The organism is Enterobacter sp. SORGH_AS_0287 (genome assembly GCF_031453695.1).
Lineage (GTDB): Bacteria > Pseudomonadota > Gammaproteobacteria > Enterobacterales > Enterobacteriaceae > Enterobacter > Enterobacter ludwigii.
Genome location: NZ_JAVIZW010000002.1, coordinates 169,775 through 186,946 on the forward strand (window position 1 = coordinate 169,775; position 17,172 = coordinate 186,946).

Here is a 17,172-nt window from a genome sequence, read left to right on the forward strand (position 1 = left end):
ACACCATGGATAACACCGACGTATTACCTCCCCGACGCATCATCATTGGCATCAGCGGTGCATCCGGGTTTGGCTACGGCGTGGCGGCCCTGCGGGCGCTCAGGGCGCTTCAGGTGGAGAGCCACCTGGTCATCACCCCCGCCGCACAGCTGAACCGCCGTCATGAAACCACCCTGACGGAAGAGGCGGTCGTGGCGCTCGCGGATGTCGCGTATGACGTCAGGGATGTGGGGGCCGCCATTGCCAGCGGTTCATTTCCGGCGGCTGGCATGCTGATCGCCCCCTGCTCCATGCATACCCTTGCAGTCGTGGCGACCGGCCTTGGCAATAACCTGCTGACGCGAGCGGCAGACGTGACCCTGAAAGAGCGCCGCAGGCTGGTGTTAATGGTCCGCGAAACGCCGCTGCATGCCGGACACCTGCGTAACATGCTTCAGGTGACGGAAAATGGCGGCATTATTTTTCCCCCGGTCCCGGCCTGGTATGCCCGTCCCAGCGGCAGCGAAGCGATCATCGCACACAGCGTGGCGCGGGCGCTCAGTCTGCTGGATCTGACCTGCGACTCCCTGCCCCGCTGGGGGGAAACGCATCATCTGATAACAGGAGAACATCATTATGATCACAGGTCCCTGGATTAACGGGTCCGCGGTGGTAATCGGGGGAATGGCGGGTGCCATTATCAGCGCCCGCCTGCCCGAACGGCTGCGCGTCTCCATGCCGCTGATTTTCGGGGCAGCCTCGCTGTGCATGGGGATCGTACTGGTCACCAGCGTGAGCCACATGCCGGTGATGGTGCTGTCTGTCCTGCTCGGCACGCTGCTGGGTGAACTCTGTTACCTGGAAAAAGGCATCGGCTATCTGGGTGAGAAAGCCCGCGGGCTGGTCGCGCTCGTGGTCAGAGAAGATCCGGGTGACGAGGACGCCCGTGCCGAGTTTCTGCAAAAATACGTTGCGATCATTGTGCTCTTTTGTGCCAGTGGCACCGGGATTTTTGGTGCCATGCATGAAGGCATGACGGGCGACAACAGCGTGCTGATCGCCAAAGCTTTTCTCGATTTGCTCACGGCACTGATTTTTGCGACCACCCTCGGTTATGCCGTGGCGCTGGTTGCGGTTCCGCAGCTCATTATTCAGCTGGCGCTGGCCTGGGGCGCGGTGTTTATTGTCCCGATGACGACCCCGGCCATGCAGGCTGATTTCTCGGCCGTAGGCGGTGTCCTGATGGTGGCAACCGGCCTGCGCATCGCCGGAATCAAGGTTTTTCCGGTGGCGAGCATGCTGCCTTCCCTGGTGCTCGCCATGCCGGTCTCCTGCTTCTGGACCGCGTATTTCTGAGTGCAGCCGGATCCGCCGGGACGAAAGGCACGGTGGATCCGGATAGCTGGCGTTCTGTCCGTCATGAACAATGGGAAAAAGCGTTGAGTCCTGGCTCTCATCTTTACCTGCTTTTGCGCGCAGGCAAGCGATACCGGGCGGTTGCTACAGGCGCTGCGTTCCTGGCATCCGCTTGCCGTCACGCGCCGTCACGACATCGTGACCGTCATTCTCAATGAGGACCGGGTGACCCCGGCACGGTATAAGGAAGTGATCGGCAAGGGCGTCTGCGCCGGTATCTGTCGCAGGCATGCACCGTCGCGCTATCTCGCCTCCGTCAGCCAGGTGCAGGTGCTCAACAGGTTCCACACCCGGGGTTATGTTCTGGTGGAGCCCAGCGCGCTGTGCTACAGGATGCGGCAGGCAACCGGGCAGCGTGCGTTGCTGATGTTACAGTCACACACGCTCCTCTATTAACCGCGGGCCGGAGCGGTTAACCGTCTTTCAGCCACCGGTGCATTGCGCTGGCCTTTCCCCTTACTCAATCCATCTCAGGCAACTTAAGCAGGTGGGTGGCGATCCCCCAGCGGAGGGTGAAGTCCTGCCCTCCGCCCCCCTCCAGCACGGTATAGCTGGCGTTCGGCTGTGCGTAGCGGTTGAAATGCTCCAGGTTTCCGTCCCTGAGCAGCGCAAGCATACCCTGCATGACCTGCCCGTGCGTGACCACACAAAGCGTCTGATGCGTTGCAAGTGCCATTTTCTCGTGCACGAAATGGAGAATACGCTGAGAAGCACAGGCAAGCGACTCGCCGCCGGGAGGGCAAAACGTGGCATCCTGTGAAAATAACGCGAGGAAGTAATCGGGGTGTTCACGCGCCAGGCGCACCTTCGTCATGCCGTCATAGTGACCAAATGACTGTTCTTTCAGTGCCGCCTCGATCACCAGCGGGCACTGAAAATGGCCCGCCAGCGCCTGCCCCATGTGCCGCGCACGTCCAAGGGGTGACGTAAAGACACCTTCCACGGGATAACCGGCATCCGTTAAGGCCATCAGTAACGCCGATGTCTCCAACGCGCCACGGGCCGTCAACGGGCTATCCTCGTGGCCCTGGATAATCCCGTGCCGGTTCCATTCTGTTTCGGCATGCCGCACAAAAATCACTTTCATTGGAAATTCCCATGGCTCCGGTGGCAGGACTACATTTACAAGCGACAGTACGGATAAGGCTGACCAGCCGTTGCAGATTGTCATTCGGCAGTCCACTTCGGGCAAATCTGATGCCCGACCCAAATCTGAAAAATCAGCGCGCCATCTATTTTGCAGGAACGCCTATATGGTGAGCATCATGATCAGTTCTTCTCTCGTCAACAAAGATGTATCAGAATTAAGTTCTTTATGAACCGGTACAGGGTAACCCATGGGGTCTTTCTGTCTGGATCATATTCCGCGAAAAGATTGGCAGGATAAGACACTAAAAAGTTTGTTTCCCCTCTTTATCTTATTTCATCCTGCTCCAGGACACTAAGTGGGCGCGTCACGTTAGCAGGAGTTCAAATGAGCGCTGGGCGTTATCAACAGGGATATCTGCGGGTTGTGATTCTGGTAAGTGCGTCAACGCAATGCAAACGAAAGAAGTAAGAGCTTTTCTTTACGATATTTCTCACCCGAAATAACGAGGGCGAGAAACATTAGGATTCAACCATAAACATGGCGCTTGCTTCCTGAATATTACTGTTATTCTTAAATCCATTCTGAAAAGGAATCAGGGATCTTAGTTTCGCACTAGTAATGTTAAAATTCATCGCAATGGTCGTGTGAATTTTAAAACGCGCCATGATAACTAATTTCAAGCTGAACATGGTTTACCTGAAGATTTTAACATATAAACAGATGGGTATCTTTACACTTGTACTATAATGAAGATTACGCCAATATAAGCAATAAAATACTGGGATGCTATAAGGTTTGTCCTCCGGAAGTTGCTGCATTAATGCCTTTTTCTGGTTAAGGAAAAAATATTTATTTAGCGTTTAACCCAGAAATTTACCAAAGGGCTTTAATAAAAATTTTTCAGTCCTGGATTCACTGCCCTTTAACTGGATAACAGCCGTGTAATTATGTAAACAGACCCGCTTTAGGTCAATGCATTTTTAGAAAACCAGGCCAAATAATGATGCTACCCGTCTTCCTGCAGCGTCATAGTGTTTAGTGATTCTTGCGGGCGCCCCCCTTTTGCATAATCTTCCGTACTTCATTCAGCGTTCTGAACACGTAAAGTCGAGTATTTCTGTACGGTATGTCTATTTAAAGTATTCAATGAATTGCTCATAATATGACTTCAGCATTTCAGACGGATGCTGAGTCCGAACGGCGTTATCTGATGAGCGCCAGTTCAAACTTAAATGCTGGTTTTTATAGCTTTGTCCACTAACGTCTTTCCGGGTCTGAACCCTCCCGACTCAGATTAGAATACCATCGGTTTTAGATGTCGGCTCTTGACCTCAAGATCCGTGATTTTTTAATATCAGAAGCCTCCAAGCCGCTGCTTCTTCACTTCCAAAAGTACTAAGTGGTCTCAGATATACAGGCCTCCCGGCAGATAGCTTTAACGCTTTGCCAGGCTGCAACTGAATTAATCACAGTGATGATCTGGTTCTCAGTAAAATCGGTTACGCATAGCGATTGCCTTCGCTGGCAGAGCGCTTATGCAGGATGATCACTGAATGTGAATGGCACAACCAAGCGGAGGTTTCGCATTAAAACACATATATTACAATTGCTTACTATGAAAGGAAAAATGAATTCAACGTAAATCTTAAGCGATTCTGCATGAAAAAAACATTTCGGTTAAGATTTTGCAATCGGGTGCCCTGGTTTATTACATTACTTAAGATTCATTCACATTCTTAATTTTTACTCCTTTATCTTGTTTCATTTTTCTTTATTGAAAATCCACATTAATCTTTTACATGTTCAGGCAACAGAAGATTGCAAATAAAAAAACAGTCAGTCTGTATTTTTAATCCTCAGGATACCATTTGATAGCAACAGGAGTAGATCATCAATCAAGACTTAAGTCATTCACATTAAGCAAAATCAATCTGGTTTTACTGTGATAATCAATGGGAAGAATGGATTGATTACATCCTTGTCCACCATAAGTACATTGTTGAGTTTTGTGAGATCTTCAAATGACATTTTTTTTAAAAATCAGCGCCGCGACCTTGATGATGATTTTTTTATCGTTCAATCCGGTGCTTGCTGCCATGTCGGTCTATCCGATGGAAGTATCAGTTGACACAAAAGGAACATCTCAGATTAAGCTAATTTCCAAAAGCGATGAGGTTCAGTTTGTTAAGATTACGCTGAAAAAAATTATAAACCCCGGCACGTCAAGTGAGAAAGAAGTTATTGCAGATGAAAGTAACGCTGATGAAGTGGCTATTGTTCCTGCCAAAATTGCTCTTGCCGCAGGAACTGAGCGTGTCGTTCGTATTGTTTCGTTGTTGCCTCCTAAAAAAGAAACAACATGGAGAGCCTATTTTGAAAGCGTCGATGAAAGAGAATTTAATGATAATGGCGAATTAAATAACAGCGTTAAAAAATCCGCTACGGTGGGTGTTAATATCATATGGGGTGCATTGATTCATGTTTTGCCGAAAACTAATGATCCTGCATTGAGTTATAAAACCAGCACTGGCGAAATCTTAAACTCCGGTAATGTCAGAGTGCCAATAAAAGAAATTGGAGTATGCAAGGTTAATGACCAGTGTGTATGGAGCAAAGTTATAAAGACCATTTATCCGGATATGGTCAATTCACTTTCAGGCGTGGCATTTCATCCTGGAAGTGATTATCGGGCAAGATATATGGACGAAACACAAAACCGTATCCGTGAAATTAAAATAAACGCAAATAATTCCTAAAAATTCCACTCATGGTGAATGGAATAATGGAAAAAACAAGAGGAAATAAAATGAAACGTATTTTAAACGCGACCGTCCTTTCAACTCTTATGCTGAGCGCATTCGCCACGCAAGCCGTGCAGCGCGATATCACCGTCACGGCTACGGTCGATCCGGCGGTAGACATTACCCTGGCCGACGGCTCCGCCCTGCCGAGCGCGGTGACCATGGACTATAACGTCATCACGGGCCTGCAGTACTAACGGAAATCGAACGGGCTGCGACTATCTGAAAACGGATAGTCTCGGACTCATATATGATGAAAATAATGCGGTTATCCGGCTTTTCATCAGTGACAGGTACCCCCCCCTGGCCGCGACCGGCAGCCGCTATTACGACAGCACGCCGGAGGCAGGGAATGCGCTTGTCCATCAGCAGAATATTAATTTCGCAACCAGTGGCCACTATCAATCCCTGTCAATGCAGGGTAATGGCGCACTCGGCGTTGGGGAGAGCAGTTTCCTTGGCGTAGACTGGAGCTGGCTCGCGCAGCGTTCCGGCAACGAAACGGCGCAGCAGCTCGATGCCTCAAACGCCTACTTCCGGCAGGACTTCCTGAAGCGCATTTATCTGCAGGCGGGTGTTATGGATGAGCGCGACATTTACACAAATGCCGGCGGGAACATTACGCTTGCACAACTGCCTATCGGTCGGATACGCGGCCTCCGTATTGGTTCCACTCTTGCCTGGCTTAACCGGGAAACGGTTTCTGCAGGCACGCCCGTCAGCGTGCTCCTTAACCATGATGCGCGCGTGGATGCGTACCGTAATAACCAGCTTCTCTCCACCTTTTATCTCAAGGCCGGTGCGCAGATGCTGGATACCCGCTCATTCCCGTCAGGCAGTTATACCCTGACCCTGCGTATCTATGAGAATAATCAGCTGGTCCGGACAGAGACGCAGCTATACAGCCGGCAGGGACAGGGCTGGGCCAGTGATTTTCAGTGGTTTCTCCAGGCGGGTATGCCCGATGACTCGAACGTCACGAACGGCACACGCTCGGAGCATGAACGCTATGCCGTTCATGCTGGCGGGCGGTTACCCCTGACTAAAAGCTCGTCGATCACCGCGGGAGCCGCCGTCTACAGCTCGGCACAATACGCTGAGACGGCGGCGGAATGGTCTCACGGCTTTGAATCCGGTCCGCTGGACGGGCTGCTCTCCGCGCGATTGAGCTGGCTGCAGGGCAGCGAGGGGTCGCGAGGCAGTACACAGCAGGTAACATATAATGATGGTTTTTCCCTCAGTTTTTACCGTACCGCCCTGACGGCGGGTAACTGCAATCTGCAGAACGCGCATGCCTACGGGGCAGTTGGCTGCTACAGGAGTACAAACGCTATGCTGTCCGTCCCCGTGGCTGGCTGGAACGGGACGCTGGGGTACTCCGTGAGCGGCAGCCAGGGTCGCTACGTATACCGCAGGGATCTGCCAACAGACAACGCAGACTATGCCAACGGTGCCCCCTGGGAGCGCGTATACCAGTCTCACTCCCGCAGCGAGACGTGGCAGGCCGGAATAAACCGCGTTTTTGTTCTGAATAACTTCAGTCTCGGTACCAGTTTCAGCGCCTTTGCCAGCCGGTCAGACAACGACCCGGGCCTGGATAAGGGACTCTATTTCAGCTTTTCTCTGTCGGGAGTCAGCCACCAGGATAGCAGGGCACGACATGCGGCCTCCATAGACGCCAGCTGGCAGCAGAGCCGGCGGGGTGACAGCCAGCTGGGATATGGCGTGTCTTACACGCGATACCATGATGCATCGTCTGATAACGCCGTTGGTGCCTCGTTCAGCGGCGTGAATACGGACATTATCAACGGCCAGCTGTATGCCCGTGCGGAAGGGCAGTATGGCAGCGGTTCTCTCGCGCTAAGTGATGCGTGGGATAAAAGCAGCGGGACGCATAATACGGGCAGCAGCGGTACCTACAGTTCGTCACTTGTGATGAGCGGTGAAGGCGTGTCGCTCGGCCGGTGGGGAACCGGGCAGGCTGCCTCCGCGCTGTCGGTCACTGTGGGGACAGATATCGATGAGGAAGACGGTCCCGGTACAGTAACGGTATCGATGGACGGCGGCGCGAGCGGAGACGTGGTTAGTGGCCGCCGCAGAACATTCCTGGCTCCGGGTTACCAGAAAACAGCCTACAGTGTAAACGAGTCGCTGGCGACGCCGGAGGGCATGACGAGCGAGATAAGGAAAGGTATGGGCAGGAGCAGCTTATTTCTCCCCCCGGGCAAGCTGCTCACCCGGAACGTGGCGGTGGAAACGCGCTACATCTGGCTGGGGCGTCTGCTTGACGAGCAGCAGCGTCCCCTGGACGGCGGTATCCCACTCAACGTGGCGACCTGGTCACCGGTGGGTGACGGCGGCTTTACCATGGAAACAAATCGCAAAATTAACGCGCTCTACGTGATGCGGAGTGAGGGCTTCTGGCGGTGTCGCATCAAGGTCCGAGCGGTCCGGGACGTGGTGCGTTATCTGGGAGCCACCGCCTGTAGCAGGACAGACCTGGCAGCCTTGCCTGAGGCCGAGCACAGGCAGGCCCGGCTGCTGGCGGCCGGCGCTCAGGGTGAAGCAAAGCCCGTGGCAATGTCCGCATCACCTTCCCCCTAAAAACCAATAAAGATATAAACGCTTAAAGCACTGAAGCGGCGAAATGCGCCGGGAATTAAATATGAAATTGACGATTACTGTCCTGTTAATGCTGCTGCTCTGCACGACGCTGCCAACCTGCGCGACGCTGCCGTCAACCGGCACCACGAATCTGACAACCAGCTTTGATACCGATGCCCTCCCTTCACCCCTTTATATCCTGAACAATCAGGTCGCGGGGGAAGGGAGTGAGGCCATGAACGTGGCCATGGTGTGCAACAGCAGGACTGACACGACTAACGGCGCATGTCCAACCGTGCCGGTCTGGACGGACGAATCCGGCGCTGGCGCTGGCAGTATTCCCCTGCGTTTTACTCAGGACCGTACCGGCGCTACCAAAGATATCGTTATAACTGCGACCAGGGGTAATGGCGGATTAACGCGTCAACCCTGGACGTCTGCCAATTCTGAATCCCAAAAGGCGCCAGTATTTAATTACTATGTCTCACAAAGTGAGCTTGGCAATCTGACGGACGGTGTCTGGCGCGCGACCCTCATTATGAATTATCAAAAATACAGACAAACAACAAAAATTGGCACCTGGACCGCAAACCTGGTGCTGACGGTAATCAGCAAACGTGCGCAGCAAGTGTACCTGCCAGCCTTCCCCTCCACCGCGGCCACCGTTGACCTGAACCTGGCCAGCAGCGCGGGATCGTACCGGTCCACCACCGCGAGCGGCAGCACATCGCTGGACATGTGCCTGTATGATGGTAACAACGGAACGGGAAAAATAATCAACCTTATTTTCAAGGATGAGGGAGCGCCTGCCCCCGGACGACAGGCGGGACTATTTTTCAGTATACCGGGCGGGTGGAAGCAAATCAGACGCGGCGAACCGCATTGATTATGCCCTGAGTGTGCATAACCCCGTCACCGGCATAGCGCAGAGGGTGGTGAACGGTACCGGGCTCGTGTGGAATACGGCGACCCATTTCACCGGGCGGCTGGTGACTCTGCCGGGATATAGCACGCAGACCTACTGCGTCCCGGCGCCGCTGACGTTCACAACCCCGCCTTTTACGGTATCCGGCAAACAGTCTGGAAAATACACGGGCACGTTAAGTATTATCTACACGCCCTCCACGGGGTAACCAGAACGTGCAGAGAATCAGTTCCCGCAAAGACAGTTGCGCTAATACCGTGGCGGTGCGATGGTCCACCCGTGTTACGCCCCTCGCACGCTGCAGGACTAACACCAGAAATTCTGTAAGGAGGAGATGCTGCAGCGGATGGCAAAAAAACGATGGTTCCAGGCACCAGTCCTGCACCGATGCGTTAACTGATGAGACATGCATTTCCGGTGATCGCACAACGGCGCATAAACGCCCGTTTATGCAATGAAGATATTCCGCTTCCTCGCCGGTTCACGAGCCTTGTCTGGTCACCGGTCTGCGGCCAGCGCTGCTGAGACGTAACTGACTTAGTTTCAGCACCTGCGCACAGGCCTTTCCTGGAACAAACAGACAGAGAGTTCGTTACATCCTGGCGTTCGCAGGGCGACAGCTGCAGACGTTACATAATCTGCCGTCCTGTCGTGAGGCTGTCAACGGCGCCAGCTCGCTGGCGCCGTTGAGCGCTCAGGAGTCCCAGGCCTGCTCAGCCTTACCGGCATCAAACTGCGGAGGCGGTTTTCGGAAGCGGCGCGTCAGCCAGGTCAGGTAAAGCATGCCCAGGGCGGCCCAGATGAGGCCAAGCGTCAGGGAAGTCGCCTCAAGATTGATCCACAGCACACCAACCGTTACCGCACCAATAAGCGGCAGCAGGAGATAGTGAAAACGGTCTTTCCACGTTTTGTTGCGTCCTTTTCGTCGCCAGAAGTGGTTGTAGACCGACAGGTTTACAAACGTAAAGGCCACCAGCGCGCCAAAATTAATGAGGGCTGTGGCGGTCACCAGGTCGAAATACAGGGCCGAGAGCGCCACGATCCCCACCATAATGACGTTCAGGGCGGGCGTGCGCCATTTCGGATGCACATAGCCAAACACCCGCTCCGGAAAGACATTGTCACGTCCCATCACGTACAGCAGACGCGAGACGCTCGCATGCGAGGCCAGCCCCGAGGCGAGCGTATTCACAAAGGTGGTACACAAAAAGATCGACTGGAAGAGCTTGCCGCCGACATACAGTGCAATTTCCGGCAGCGCAGCGTCCGGGTTTTTGAAGCGCGCGATACTCGGGAAAAAGAGCTGCATAAAAAACGAGGCGATAATAAAAATCAGCCCGCCATACAGTGCGGTCAGGAAGATGGCTCTGGGGATAACCCGCGCCGCATTGGGTGTCTCTTCCGACAGGGTGGTCACCGCATCAAAACCGAGGAATGAAAAACAGACAATGGTCGCGCCGGTAATGATGGGGATCAGATGGGCATTCTGGCTGATGAAAGGCTGAAGCGACCAGACGGTGCCGACCCCCTCCCCCTTATGTAACCCGTGCACCACAAGGACGACAAACACCACCATGATCGCGACCTGCACCAGCACAAACAGGGTATTGAAGTTGGCGACGAGATTCACACTCTTCAGATTCGCCAGCGTCAGGATCGTCACAAACCCCACCACCCAAATCCATGGCGGCACGTCGGGGAACATCGCGGACAGATAAATTTTCGCCAGCAGCACGTTGATCATCGGCAGGAAGAGATAGTCCAGCAGCGATGACCAGCCGACCATAAAGCCGACGTGCGGTCCGATCGATTTCTGGGTGTAGGTATACGCGGAGCCCGCTTCGGGGAACTGTCGCACCAGCTTGCCGTAGCTGATGGCGGTAAACATGACGCCGGCCAGCGCCAGGAGATACGAGGCGGGCACGTGGCCATCACTGATGCCGGAGACAATGCCGAAAGTATCAAACACGGTCATGGGCGTGAGGTAAGCCAGCCCCATCATCACGACCTGCCACAGTTTAAGGGAGCTGCGAAGCCGGGTTCGTCCGGCCATGCCCGGTGAATCGAGAGACGTATTAGTCGCCATAGATCGTCCCCCCCATGCTTACCGCGGTTTGCAATCGCGTTGACCTCAACGCAAACCTGCATAGCAAAGGGGGGAGTGGCAAAGAACACACGTGAGCAAATCTGCGTACCCTCTCTGGTTCGCGTTCACCCAGGCAGCCAGAGTGGCCCCCTTCGCCCTGCGGATAGCTGAACATCTGTATCATTTCCTACCTCGTCACACAGTGTCGTTAAGAGAATCCCTGTGCCGCCTGCGCTCCATAACGCGGCTCACGGGAAGTGCTGGCGTGCCAGCAAACAGTTCGGCCAGGCTCCGCGCAGGCCGTATGATGATGCGTATGAGATGAAACAAAGCGGCCCCTTACGGGGCACGTGATCAGGCGTTTTTCAACATCCACTCAATTTCTGTTTCGGTGATCAGGCGTTCAAACTGCAACAACTCATCGTTCTTACAGGCGTGATAGACATGACAGAACCGTTCACCCAGCCGCTCGCGAAGGTGATCGTTTTGCATAAAGGCCCACAGCGCATCGCTCTGACGGATCGGGAACGGCAGTCCGTCCTGCTCCAGCCCGTTACCCTCGACTTCGTCCTGCAGGGGTAAGTCGTTATCCAGCCCGTGCAGAATGCCGGCAAAAATCGCTGCCATGACCAGATACGGATTCGCGTCTGCCCCCGCCACCCGGTATTCGACCCGATGGTTATGGCGATCGCCGCAGGGGATACGCAGGGCAACCGTGCGGTTATTGTGTCCCCATGACGCCTGCGTCGGCACGTACATCCCCGGCTGAAAACGGCGGTACGAGTTGACGTTCGGTGCCAGCAGCGCCATGGACGCCGGCATCAGGTCGATCATCCCGGCAAGGGTGCGCTTTAAGAGCGCAGAATCCTCACCACTGGCATCCGCGAACACGTTTTCGCCTTTGTTGTTTTGCATGCTGATGTGGATGTGCATCCCGCTCCCCGCATGCTCTTCATACGGCTTTGCCATAAAGGTGGCATGCATCTTATGCTTTTCTGCCATCTGACGAACGAGACGTTTTAATGCCAGCGCATCATCACAGGCATCCAGCACGTTTTCCGTATGGTGCAGGTTGATCTCAAACTGGCCCGGCGAGGCCTCTGCGACGGCGCCATCGGCGGGGATCAGCTGCAGTTGCGCCAGTTCGTCGATGTCATTCAGCACGTCAGCAAAGTGGTTAAGATTATCGACCGAGTAGACCTGGCTTTGCGTGTTGCGCACGTCGGTACCCGGCGCGCAGGGTGGCTGCAGGTAGCCGTCGGCATCGCGATTGCGGTCAAGTAAATAGAACTCCAGCTCTACCGCTACCACGGGGAACAGACCGCGCTGGCGCAGCTGCTGCCAGAGTCGGTTGAGAACATTCCGCGGCTCAACGTCAAAGGGAGCGCCATCTTCATCGACCATGGTGAGCTGCACCTGACCAATGTATTCCGGATCGGCGGCGGATGGTGTCAGGGTACCTGGCACCGGTACACAGACGCAGTCCGGCTCACCGAGTTCCTGCCCCAGCCCGGCCTCTTCCACCACGTTACCCAGAATGTCCATGGCGAAAACCGATGCCGGGAAATAGCACCCTTTTTCGAGCTTGCTCAGTCCGGCTACCGGAATACGTTTGCCGCGAAAACAGCCGTTCAGATCGGTCAGAAGGACATCAATAAACTGGGTGTTCGGATACTGGTCTATATAGCGCTTCACTTCCTGCGAAAAGGCGCTGCCCCGCCTCTCCTCCGTGTGTTGAACAAAGTTCTCAACTTCTACGATATTGGTTTCCATGATTTACCACCGTGTTTGGATTTGCGTTCGCTGCCAGGACTGTCAAATATAATGTCCACCCTATCGAATTTGTATGCAAACAAATTGTTTGTCAAATGTTAAATTAAGTTTGCAAAAGGCAGATCCCGTTGCTAGATTGAGAAAATATTGAACGAAAAGGCCGTTTTACAGGTGAAACTGGCCTAAATTTAGTCCACTTTGTGAGGGCGATCATGGAAAATATAATGAACAAGCCAGTCATTGGCGTGGTGATGTGTCGAAACAGGCTTAAGGGTCATGAGACCCAGACCCTGCAAGAAAAGTACCTGAATGCCATTATCAACGCGGGCGGATTGCCGATCGCGTTACCCCATGCACTGGCGGAACCCGATCTGCTTGCCGCGCTGCTGCCCACCCTGGACGGGATTTACCTGCCGGGCAGCCCCAGTAATGTGCAGCCGCACCTGTATGGTGAAAACGGCGATGAGCCTGACGCCGATCCCGGGCGTGATCTTCTGAGCCTGGCGCTGATTGCCGCCGCGCTCGAAAGGCGCATCCCCATTTTCGCCATCTGTCGGGGGCTGCAGGAACTGGTTGTTGCCACAGGAGGGACGCTGTATCGTCGCCTGTTCGAGCAGAACGATCTGCTTGAGCACCGGGAAGATCCTGAGCTGCCGGTTGAGCTACAATACGCCCCGTCTCATGAAGTGCAGGTTCAGGAGGGAGGACTGCTGTCTCTATTAATACCAGGCTGTAACACATTTTGGGTAAACTCGTTACACGGGCAAGGTGCACGAACGTTGGGACCACGGCTACGCGTGGAGGCCCGTTCGACAGACGGGCTGGTCGAAGCGGTCAGCGTGCATGACCACCCTTTCGCCCTCGGTGTGCAATGGCATCCCGAATGGAACAGCAGTGAGTACGCCCTGTCACGTATGTTGTTTGAAGGTTTTATCACCGCCTGTCAAAGCCACATCGCCGAGAAGCAACGGCTTTGACCACTACCGTTAAGGAAATGCAACTATGAGCGATGACGGACTGGCGCCAGGGAAACGTCTGTCTGAGATCCGCCAGCAGCTGGGTCTCTCGCAGCGGCGTGCCGCCGAACTGTCTGGGTTAACACACAGTGCCATCAGCACCATCGAGCAGGATAAAGTCAGTCCTGCCATCAGTACGCTGCAGAAGCTGCTGAAAGTCTATGGGCTGTCGCTCTCGGAATTCTTTTCGGAACCGGAAAAACCTGATGAACCGCAGGTGGTCATTAATCAGGATGATCTTATCGAAATAGGCAGTCAGGGGGTTTCGATGAAGCTGGTTCATAACGGAAATCCGAACCGTACGCTGGCGATGATTTTTGAAACTTACCAGCCTGGCACCACAACCGGGGAGAGGATCAAACATCAGGGTGAGGAGATCGGTACGATACTGGAAGGTGAAATTCTGCTGACCATCAATGGCCAGCCCTATCACCTTGTTGCAGGGCAGAGCTATGCCATTAATACCGGCATCCCGCACAGCTTCAGCAACACCTCGGCCGGTATTTGCCGCATTATCAGCGCCCACACCCCCACCACTTTCTGATTATCGTTCAGTCCCGGCTCTTGCCGGGACGCTACTGACAGACGCGCTTTAACGGCATTTTACGGGTTCATCCCCGGGATGCCTCACGGCCTCGTATCGCCTGAAAACTGTCGTGCCTGTATTTATCTGATTGCGAAAAAAGGAGTGAATATGCATTTTCAGCACCTGACGTACTGGCAGGAAAAAGCCAAAAAGCTCGCCATTGAGACCCGGTTATTTATTAACGGTTTCTATTGCGATGCCGCCGATCGTTCGACCTTTGAAACCGTCGATCCGGGCGCGCAGCAGACGCTGGCTAACGTGGCCCGGGGTAAAAAAACGGACGTTGATCGTGCCGTGCAGGCCGCACGAGACGTATTTGACCGTGGTGACTGGTCACAGGCGACGCCGGCACAGCGAAAGGCGGTGCTGAACACGCTCGCCGATCTGATGGAGCAGCATCGTGAGGAGCTGGCCTTGCTGGAAACCCTGGATACCGGTAAACCCATCCGACACAGTCTGCGCGACGATATTCCCGGTGCCGCACGCGCCATCAGATGGTACGCCGAAGCGGCGGATAAAGTGTACGGCGAAGTCGCCCCCACGGGTCCGGGTGAACTGGCGATGATCGTGCGGGAGCCGGTCGGTGTCGTCGCGGCTATCGTCCCCTGGAACTTCCCGCTTCTGCTGGCCTGCTGGAAGCTGGGACCGGCGCTGGTCGCGGGTAACAGCGTGGTATTAAAACCGTCGGAAAAATCGCCGCTTACCGCCCTGCGGCTGGCCGGGCTGGCGAAAGAGGCGGGTCTGCCGGACGGTGTGCTGAACGTGATAAGCGGTTACGGGCACGAAGCGGGTGAGGCGCTGGCGCGGCATCCGGACGTCGAGGTGCTGACCTTTACTGGTTCTACCCGCACCGGTAAGCAGTTACTGAAGGATGCCGGGGAAAGCAACATGAAGCGCGTCTGGCTCGAGGCGGGGGGCAAGAGTGCCAACATCATCTTTGCCGACTGTCCGGATCTGGACAAGGCCGTGAGCGCGACCGCTGCCGGGATTTTTTATAACCAGGGGCAGGTGTGTATCGCGGGTACCCGCCTGCTGCTGGAGGACAGCATCGCCGATGACTTTCTGACCCGGCTGCAAGCCCAGGCCCGTCACTGGCAACCGGGTGACCCGCTCGATCCTGATACCACGATGGGCATGCTCATCGACAATGCGCATGCCGATACCGTGCACACCTTCATTCGTGAGGGAACCCGTCAGGGCACTCTGCTGCTGGACGGGCGGGAACAGCCCTGGCCGGCCGCCGTAGGTCCCACCATTTTTGTTGACATCGATCCTGCCTCCCCGCTCTGCCGGGAAGAGATCTTCGGACCGGTTCTGGTCGTCACCCGTTTTAAACGTGAAGAGGATGCGTTAGCGCTGGCAAACGACAGTGAATACGGGCTGGGTGCGGCGGTATGGACCCGCGATCTGTCCCGCGCCCACCGCATGAGTCGCCGCCTGAAGGCGGGCTCAGTCTTTGTGAATAACTATAACGACGGGGACATGACCGTCCCCTTTGGCGGGTATAAGCAGAGTGGCAACGGTCGCGATAAATCCCTGCATGCCCTGGAAAAATTCACCGAACTGAAAACCATCTGGATAGCTCTGGAGTCTCAACCATGACCGAACATACCACCAGTTACTACGCGGCCAGCGCGAATACCTATGCACCGTTCCCGACGCTGAAGGAATCCATCAGTTGTGACGTGTGTGTGGTGGGCGGCGGCTATACCGGTCTCTCTTCTGCCCTGCACCTTGCCGAGATGGGTTATGACGTGGTGCTGCTTGAAGGCGCACGCATTGGTTTTGGTGCCAGCGGGCGCAACGGCGGGCAGCTGGTTAACTCTTACAGCCGCGATATTGATGTCATTGAGAAAAACTACGGCCCCGATACCGCCAGGATGCTCGGCAGTATGATGTTTGAAGGGGGAGACATCATCCGGGAGCGTATTCAGCGCTATCAGATCCCGTGCGACTACCGCCCCGGTGGACTCTTTGTCGCGCTGAATCATAAGCAACTGGAGACGCTGGAGGAGCAAAAAGCAAACTGGGAACGCTATGGCCATACGCAGCTGGAGTTGCTGGACGCGAGTGAGATCCGCCGGGAAGTCGACAGCGAACGCTATACCGGCGCGTTGCTCGATCGCAGCGGCGGTCACATTCATCCCCTGAATCTGGCCATCGGTGAAGCCGACGCCATCCGGCTTAACGGGGGCCGGGTGTATGAACAGTCACCGGTCACCGCCATTCAGCACACCACGCCGGCCGTGGTGAGCACCCGACACGGCCAGGTCACCGCCCGCTATGTGATCGTTGCCGGCAATGCCTATCTGGGTGACAAGGTTGAGCCGGAACTGGCAAAACGCAGCATGCCCTGCGGGACCCAGGTGGTCACGACCGCGCCGCTGTCCGACGACCTGGCCCGCTCGCTGATCCCGCGCAACTACTGTGTGGAAGACTGTAACTACCTGCTGGATTATTACCGTCTTACCGCTGACAACCGTTTACTTTACGGCGGCGGCGTGGTGTATGGCGCGCGTGATCCGGAGGATGTTGAACGGCTGGTGATGCCAAAATTGCTGAAAACCTTCCCTCAGCTGGAAGGGGTAAAAATTGACTATCGCTGGACCGGTAACTTCCTGCTGACGCTGTCACGGATGCCGCAGTTTGGTCGCCTGGATAAGAACATTTACTACATGCAGGGTTACAGCGGCCACGGCGTGACCTGCACCCACCTTGCCGGACGGCTGATTTCAGAATTGCTGCGCGGTGACGCCGAGCGATTTGATGCCTTTGCGAACCTGCCGCACTACCCCTTCCCGGGCGGCCGCAGTCTGCGAATTCCATTTACGGCGATGGGCGCGGCGTATTACAGCCTGCGCGATCGTCTTGGCGTGTGATCATTTTGACTAAAGGG

15 protein-coding genes are annotated in these 17,172 nt (G+C 55.0%); 12 read left to right on the top strand and 3 right to left on the bottom strand.

What is annotated here, in order from left to right; all coding sequences use genetic code 11:
• The first annotated feature begins 5 nt into the window (after nt 1-5).
• From QE396_RS23290 to QE396_RS23300, 3 genes are all read left to right on the top strand, one after another.
• Nucleotides 6-638 (top strand): UbiX family flavin prenyltransferase, encoded by a 633-nt coding sequence (locus tag QE396_RS23290; protein ID WP_185791756.1) that lies wholly within the window; start codon nt 6-8, stop codon nt 636-638.
• Nucleotides 616-1,335 (top strand): DUF554 domain-containing protein, encoded by a 720-nt coding sequence (locus QE396_RS23295; protein ID WP_104440579.1) that lies wholly within the window; start codon nt 616-618, stop codon nt 1,333-1,335. The genes QE396_RS23290 and QE396_RS23295 overlap by 23 nt, the downstream gene beginning before the upstream one ends.
• 141 nt (nt 1,336-1,476) lie before the next feature.
• The gene (locus tag QE396_RS23300) at nt 1,477-1,791 is read left to right on the top strand and encodes a hypothetical protein (protein WP_104440580.1); all 315 of its coding nucleotides are present in this window, start codon (nt 1,477-1,479) and stop codon (nt 1,789-1,791) included.
• Nucleotides 1,792-1,855: 64 nt separating this feature from the next.
• Here the strand turns inward: QE396_RS23300 and QE396_RS23305 are convergent, their stop codons facing one another.
• Nucleotides 1,856-2,482: a histidine phosphatase family protein gene (locus QE396_RS23305; RefSeq protein WP_104440581.1), complete on the bottom strand. Its 627-nt coding sequence runs from the start codon at nt 2,480-2,482 to the stop codon at nt 1,856-1,858.
• A gap of 2,024 nt (nt 2,483-4,506) precedes the next feature.
• Here QE396_RS23305 and QE396_RS23310 point away from each other — a divergent pair.
• The 5 genes from QE396_RS23310 (at nt 4,507) to QE396_RS23560 (ending at nt 9,023) form a co-directional block, all read left to right on the top strand.
• The gene (locus tag QE396_RS23310; RefSeq protein WP_133164448.1) at nt 4,507-5,241 is read left to right on the top strand and encodes a fimbrial protein; all 735 of its coding nucleotides are present in this window, start codon (nt 4,507-4,509) and stop codon (nt 5,239-5,241) included.
• A 50-nt stretch (nt 5,242-5,291) separates the two neighbouring features.
• Entirely contained in the window at nt 5,292-5,483 is a 192-nt protein-coding gene (locus tag QE396_RS23315; RefSeq protein ID WP_309952904.1) for a CS1 type fimbrial major subunit, read from the top strand.
• A 217-nt stretch (nt 5,484-5,700) separates the two neighbouring features.
• On the top strand, nt 5,701-7,890 hold the full coding sequence (locus QE396_RS23320; protein ID WP_309952906.1) for a TcfC E-set like domain-containing protein: 2,190 nt from the start codon (nt 5,701-5,703) through the stop codon (nt 7,888-7,890).
• Between the two features lie 61 nt (nt 7,891-7,951).
• Complete coding sequence (locus tag QE396_RS23325; RefSeq protein WP_309952909.1) at nt 7,952-8,776, top strand: CfaE/CblD family pilus tip adhesin; 825 nt, start codon at nt 7,952-7,954, stop codon at nt 8,774-8,776.
• Entirely contained in the window at nt 8,685-9,023 is a 339-nt protein-coding gene (locus tag QE396_RS23560; RefSeq protein ID WP_404997372.1) for a CfaE/CblD family pilus tip adhesin, read from the top strand. Before QE396_RS23325 ends, QE396_RS23560 begins: the two co-directional genes overlap by 92 nt.
• 486 nt (nt 9,024-9,509) lie before the next feature.
• Here QE396_RS23560 and QE396_RS23330 read toward each other — a convergent pair whose 3' ends face one another.
• Both QE396_RS23330 and QE396_RS23335 read right to left on the bottom strand, forming a co-directional pair.
• Nucleotides 9,510-10,901 carry an APC family permease gene (locus QE396_RS23330; protein WP_185791758.1) on the bottom strand — a complete coding sequence of 464 codons (1,392 nt, stop codon included), beginning with the start codon at nt 10,899-10,901 and terminating at the stop codon, nt 9,510-9,512.
• 354 nt (nt 10,902-11,255) lie between these two features.
• Nucleotides 11,256-12,674, bottom strand: coding sequence for a glutamine synthetase family protein (locus QE396_RS23335; protein WP_104440588.1), 1,419 nt, complete (start codon nt 12,672-12,674; stop codon nt 11,256-11,258).
• A gap of 212 nt (nt 12,675-12,886) precedes the next feature.
• Here QE396_RS23335 and puuD point away from each other — a divergent pair, with 212 nt between their 5' ends.
• The 4 genes from puuD (at nt 12,887) to QE396_RS23355 (ending at nt 17,155) form a co-directional block, all read left to right on the top strand.
• Nucleotides 12,887-13,651, top strand: coding sequence for a gamma-glutamyl-gamma-aminobutyrate hydrolase (gene puuD, locus QE396_RS23340; RefSeq protein ID WP_185791759.1), 765 nt, complete (start codon nt 12,887-12,889; stop codon nt 13,649-13,651).
• Between the two features lie 25 nt (nt 13,652-13,676).
• Nucleotides 13,677-14,234 carry an HTH-type transcriptional regulator PuuR gene (gene puuR, locus QE396_RS23345; RefSeq protein ID WP_086463272.1) on the top strand — a complete coding sequence of 186 codons (558 nt, stop codon included), beginning with the start codon at nt 13,677-13,679 and terminating at the stop codon, nt 14,232-14,234.
• A 150-nt stretch (nt 14,235-14,384) separates the two neighbouring features.
• Nucleotides 14,385-15,878 carry an aldehyde dehydrogenase PuuC gene (puuC, locus tag QE396_RS23350; protein WP_185791760.1) on the top strand — a complete coding sequence of 498 codons (1,494 nt, stop codon included), beginning with the start codon at nt 14,385-14,387 and terminating at the stop codon, nt 15,876-15,878.
• The gene (locus tag QE396_RS23355) at nt 15,875-17,155 is read left to right on the top strand and encodes an FAD-binding oxidoreductase (RefSeq protein ID WP_086463270.1); all 1,281 of its coding nucleotides are present in this window, start codon (nt 15,875-15,877) and stop codon (nt 17,153-17,155) included. The genes puuC and QE396_RS23355 overlap by 4 nt, the downstream gene beginning before the upstream one ends.
• Nucleotides 17,156-17,172 lie beyond the last annotated feature (17 nt).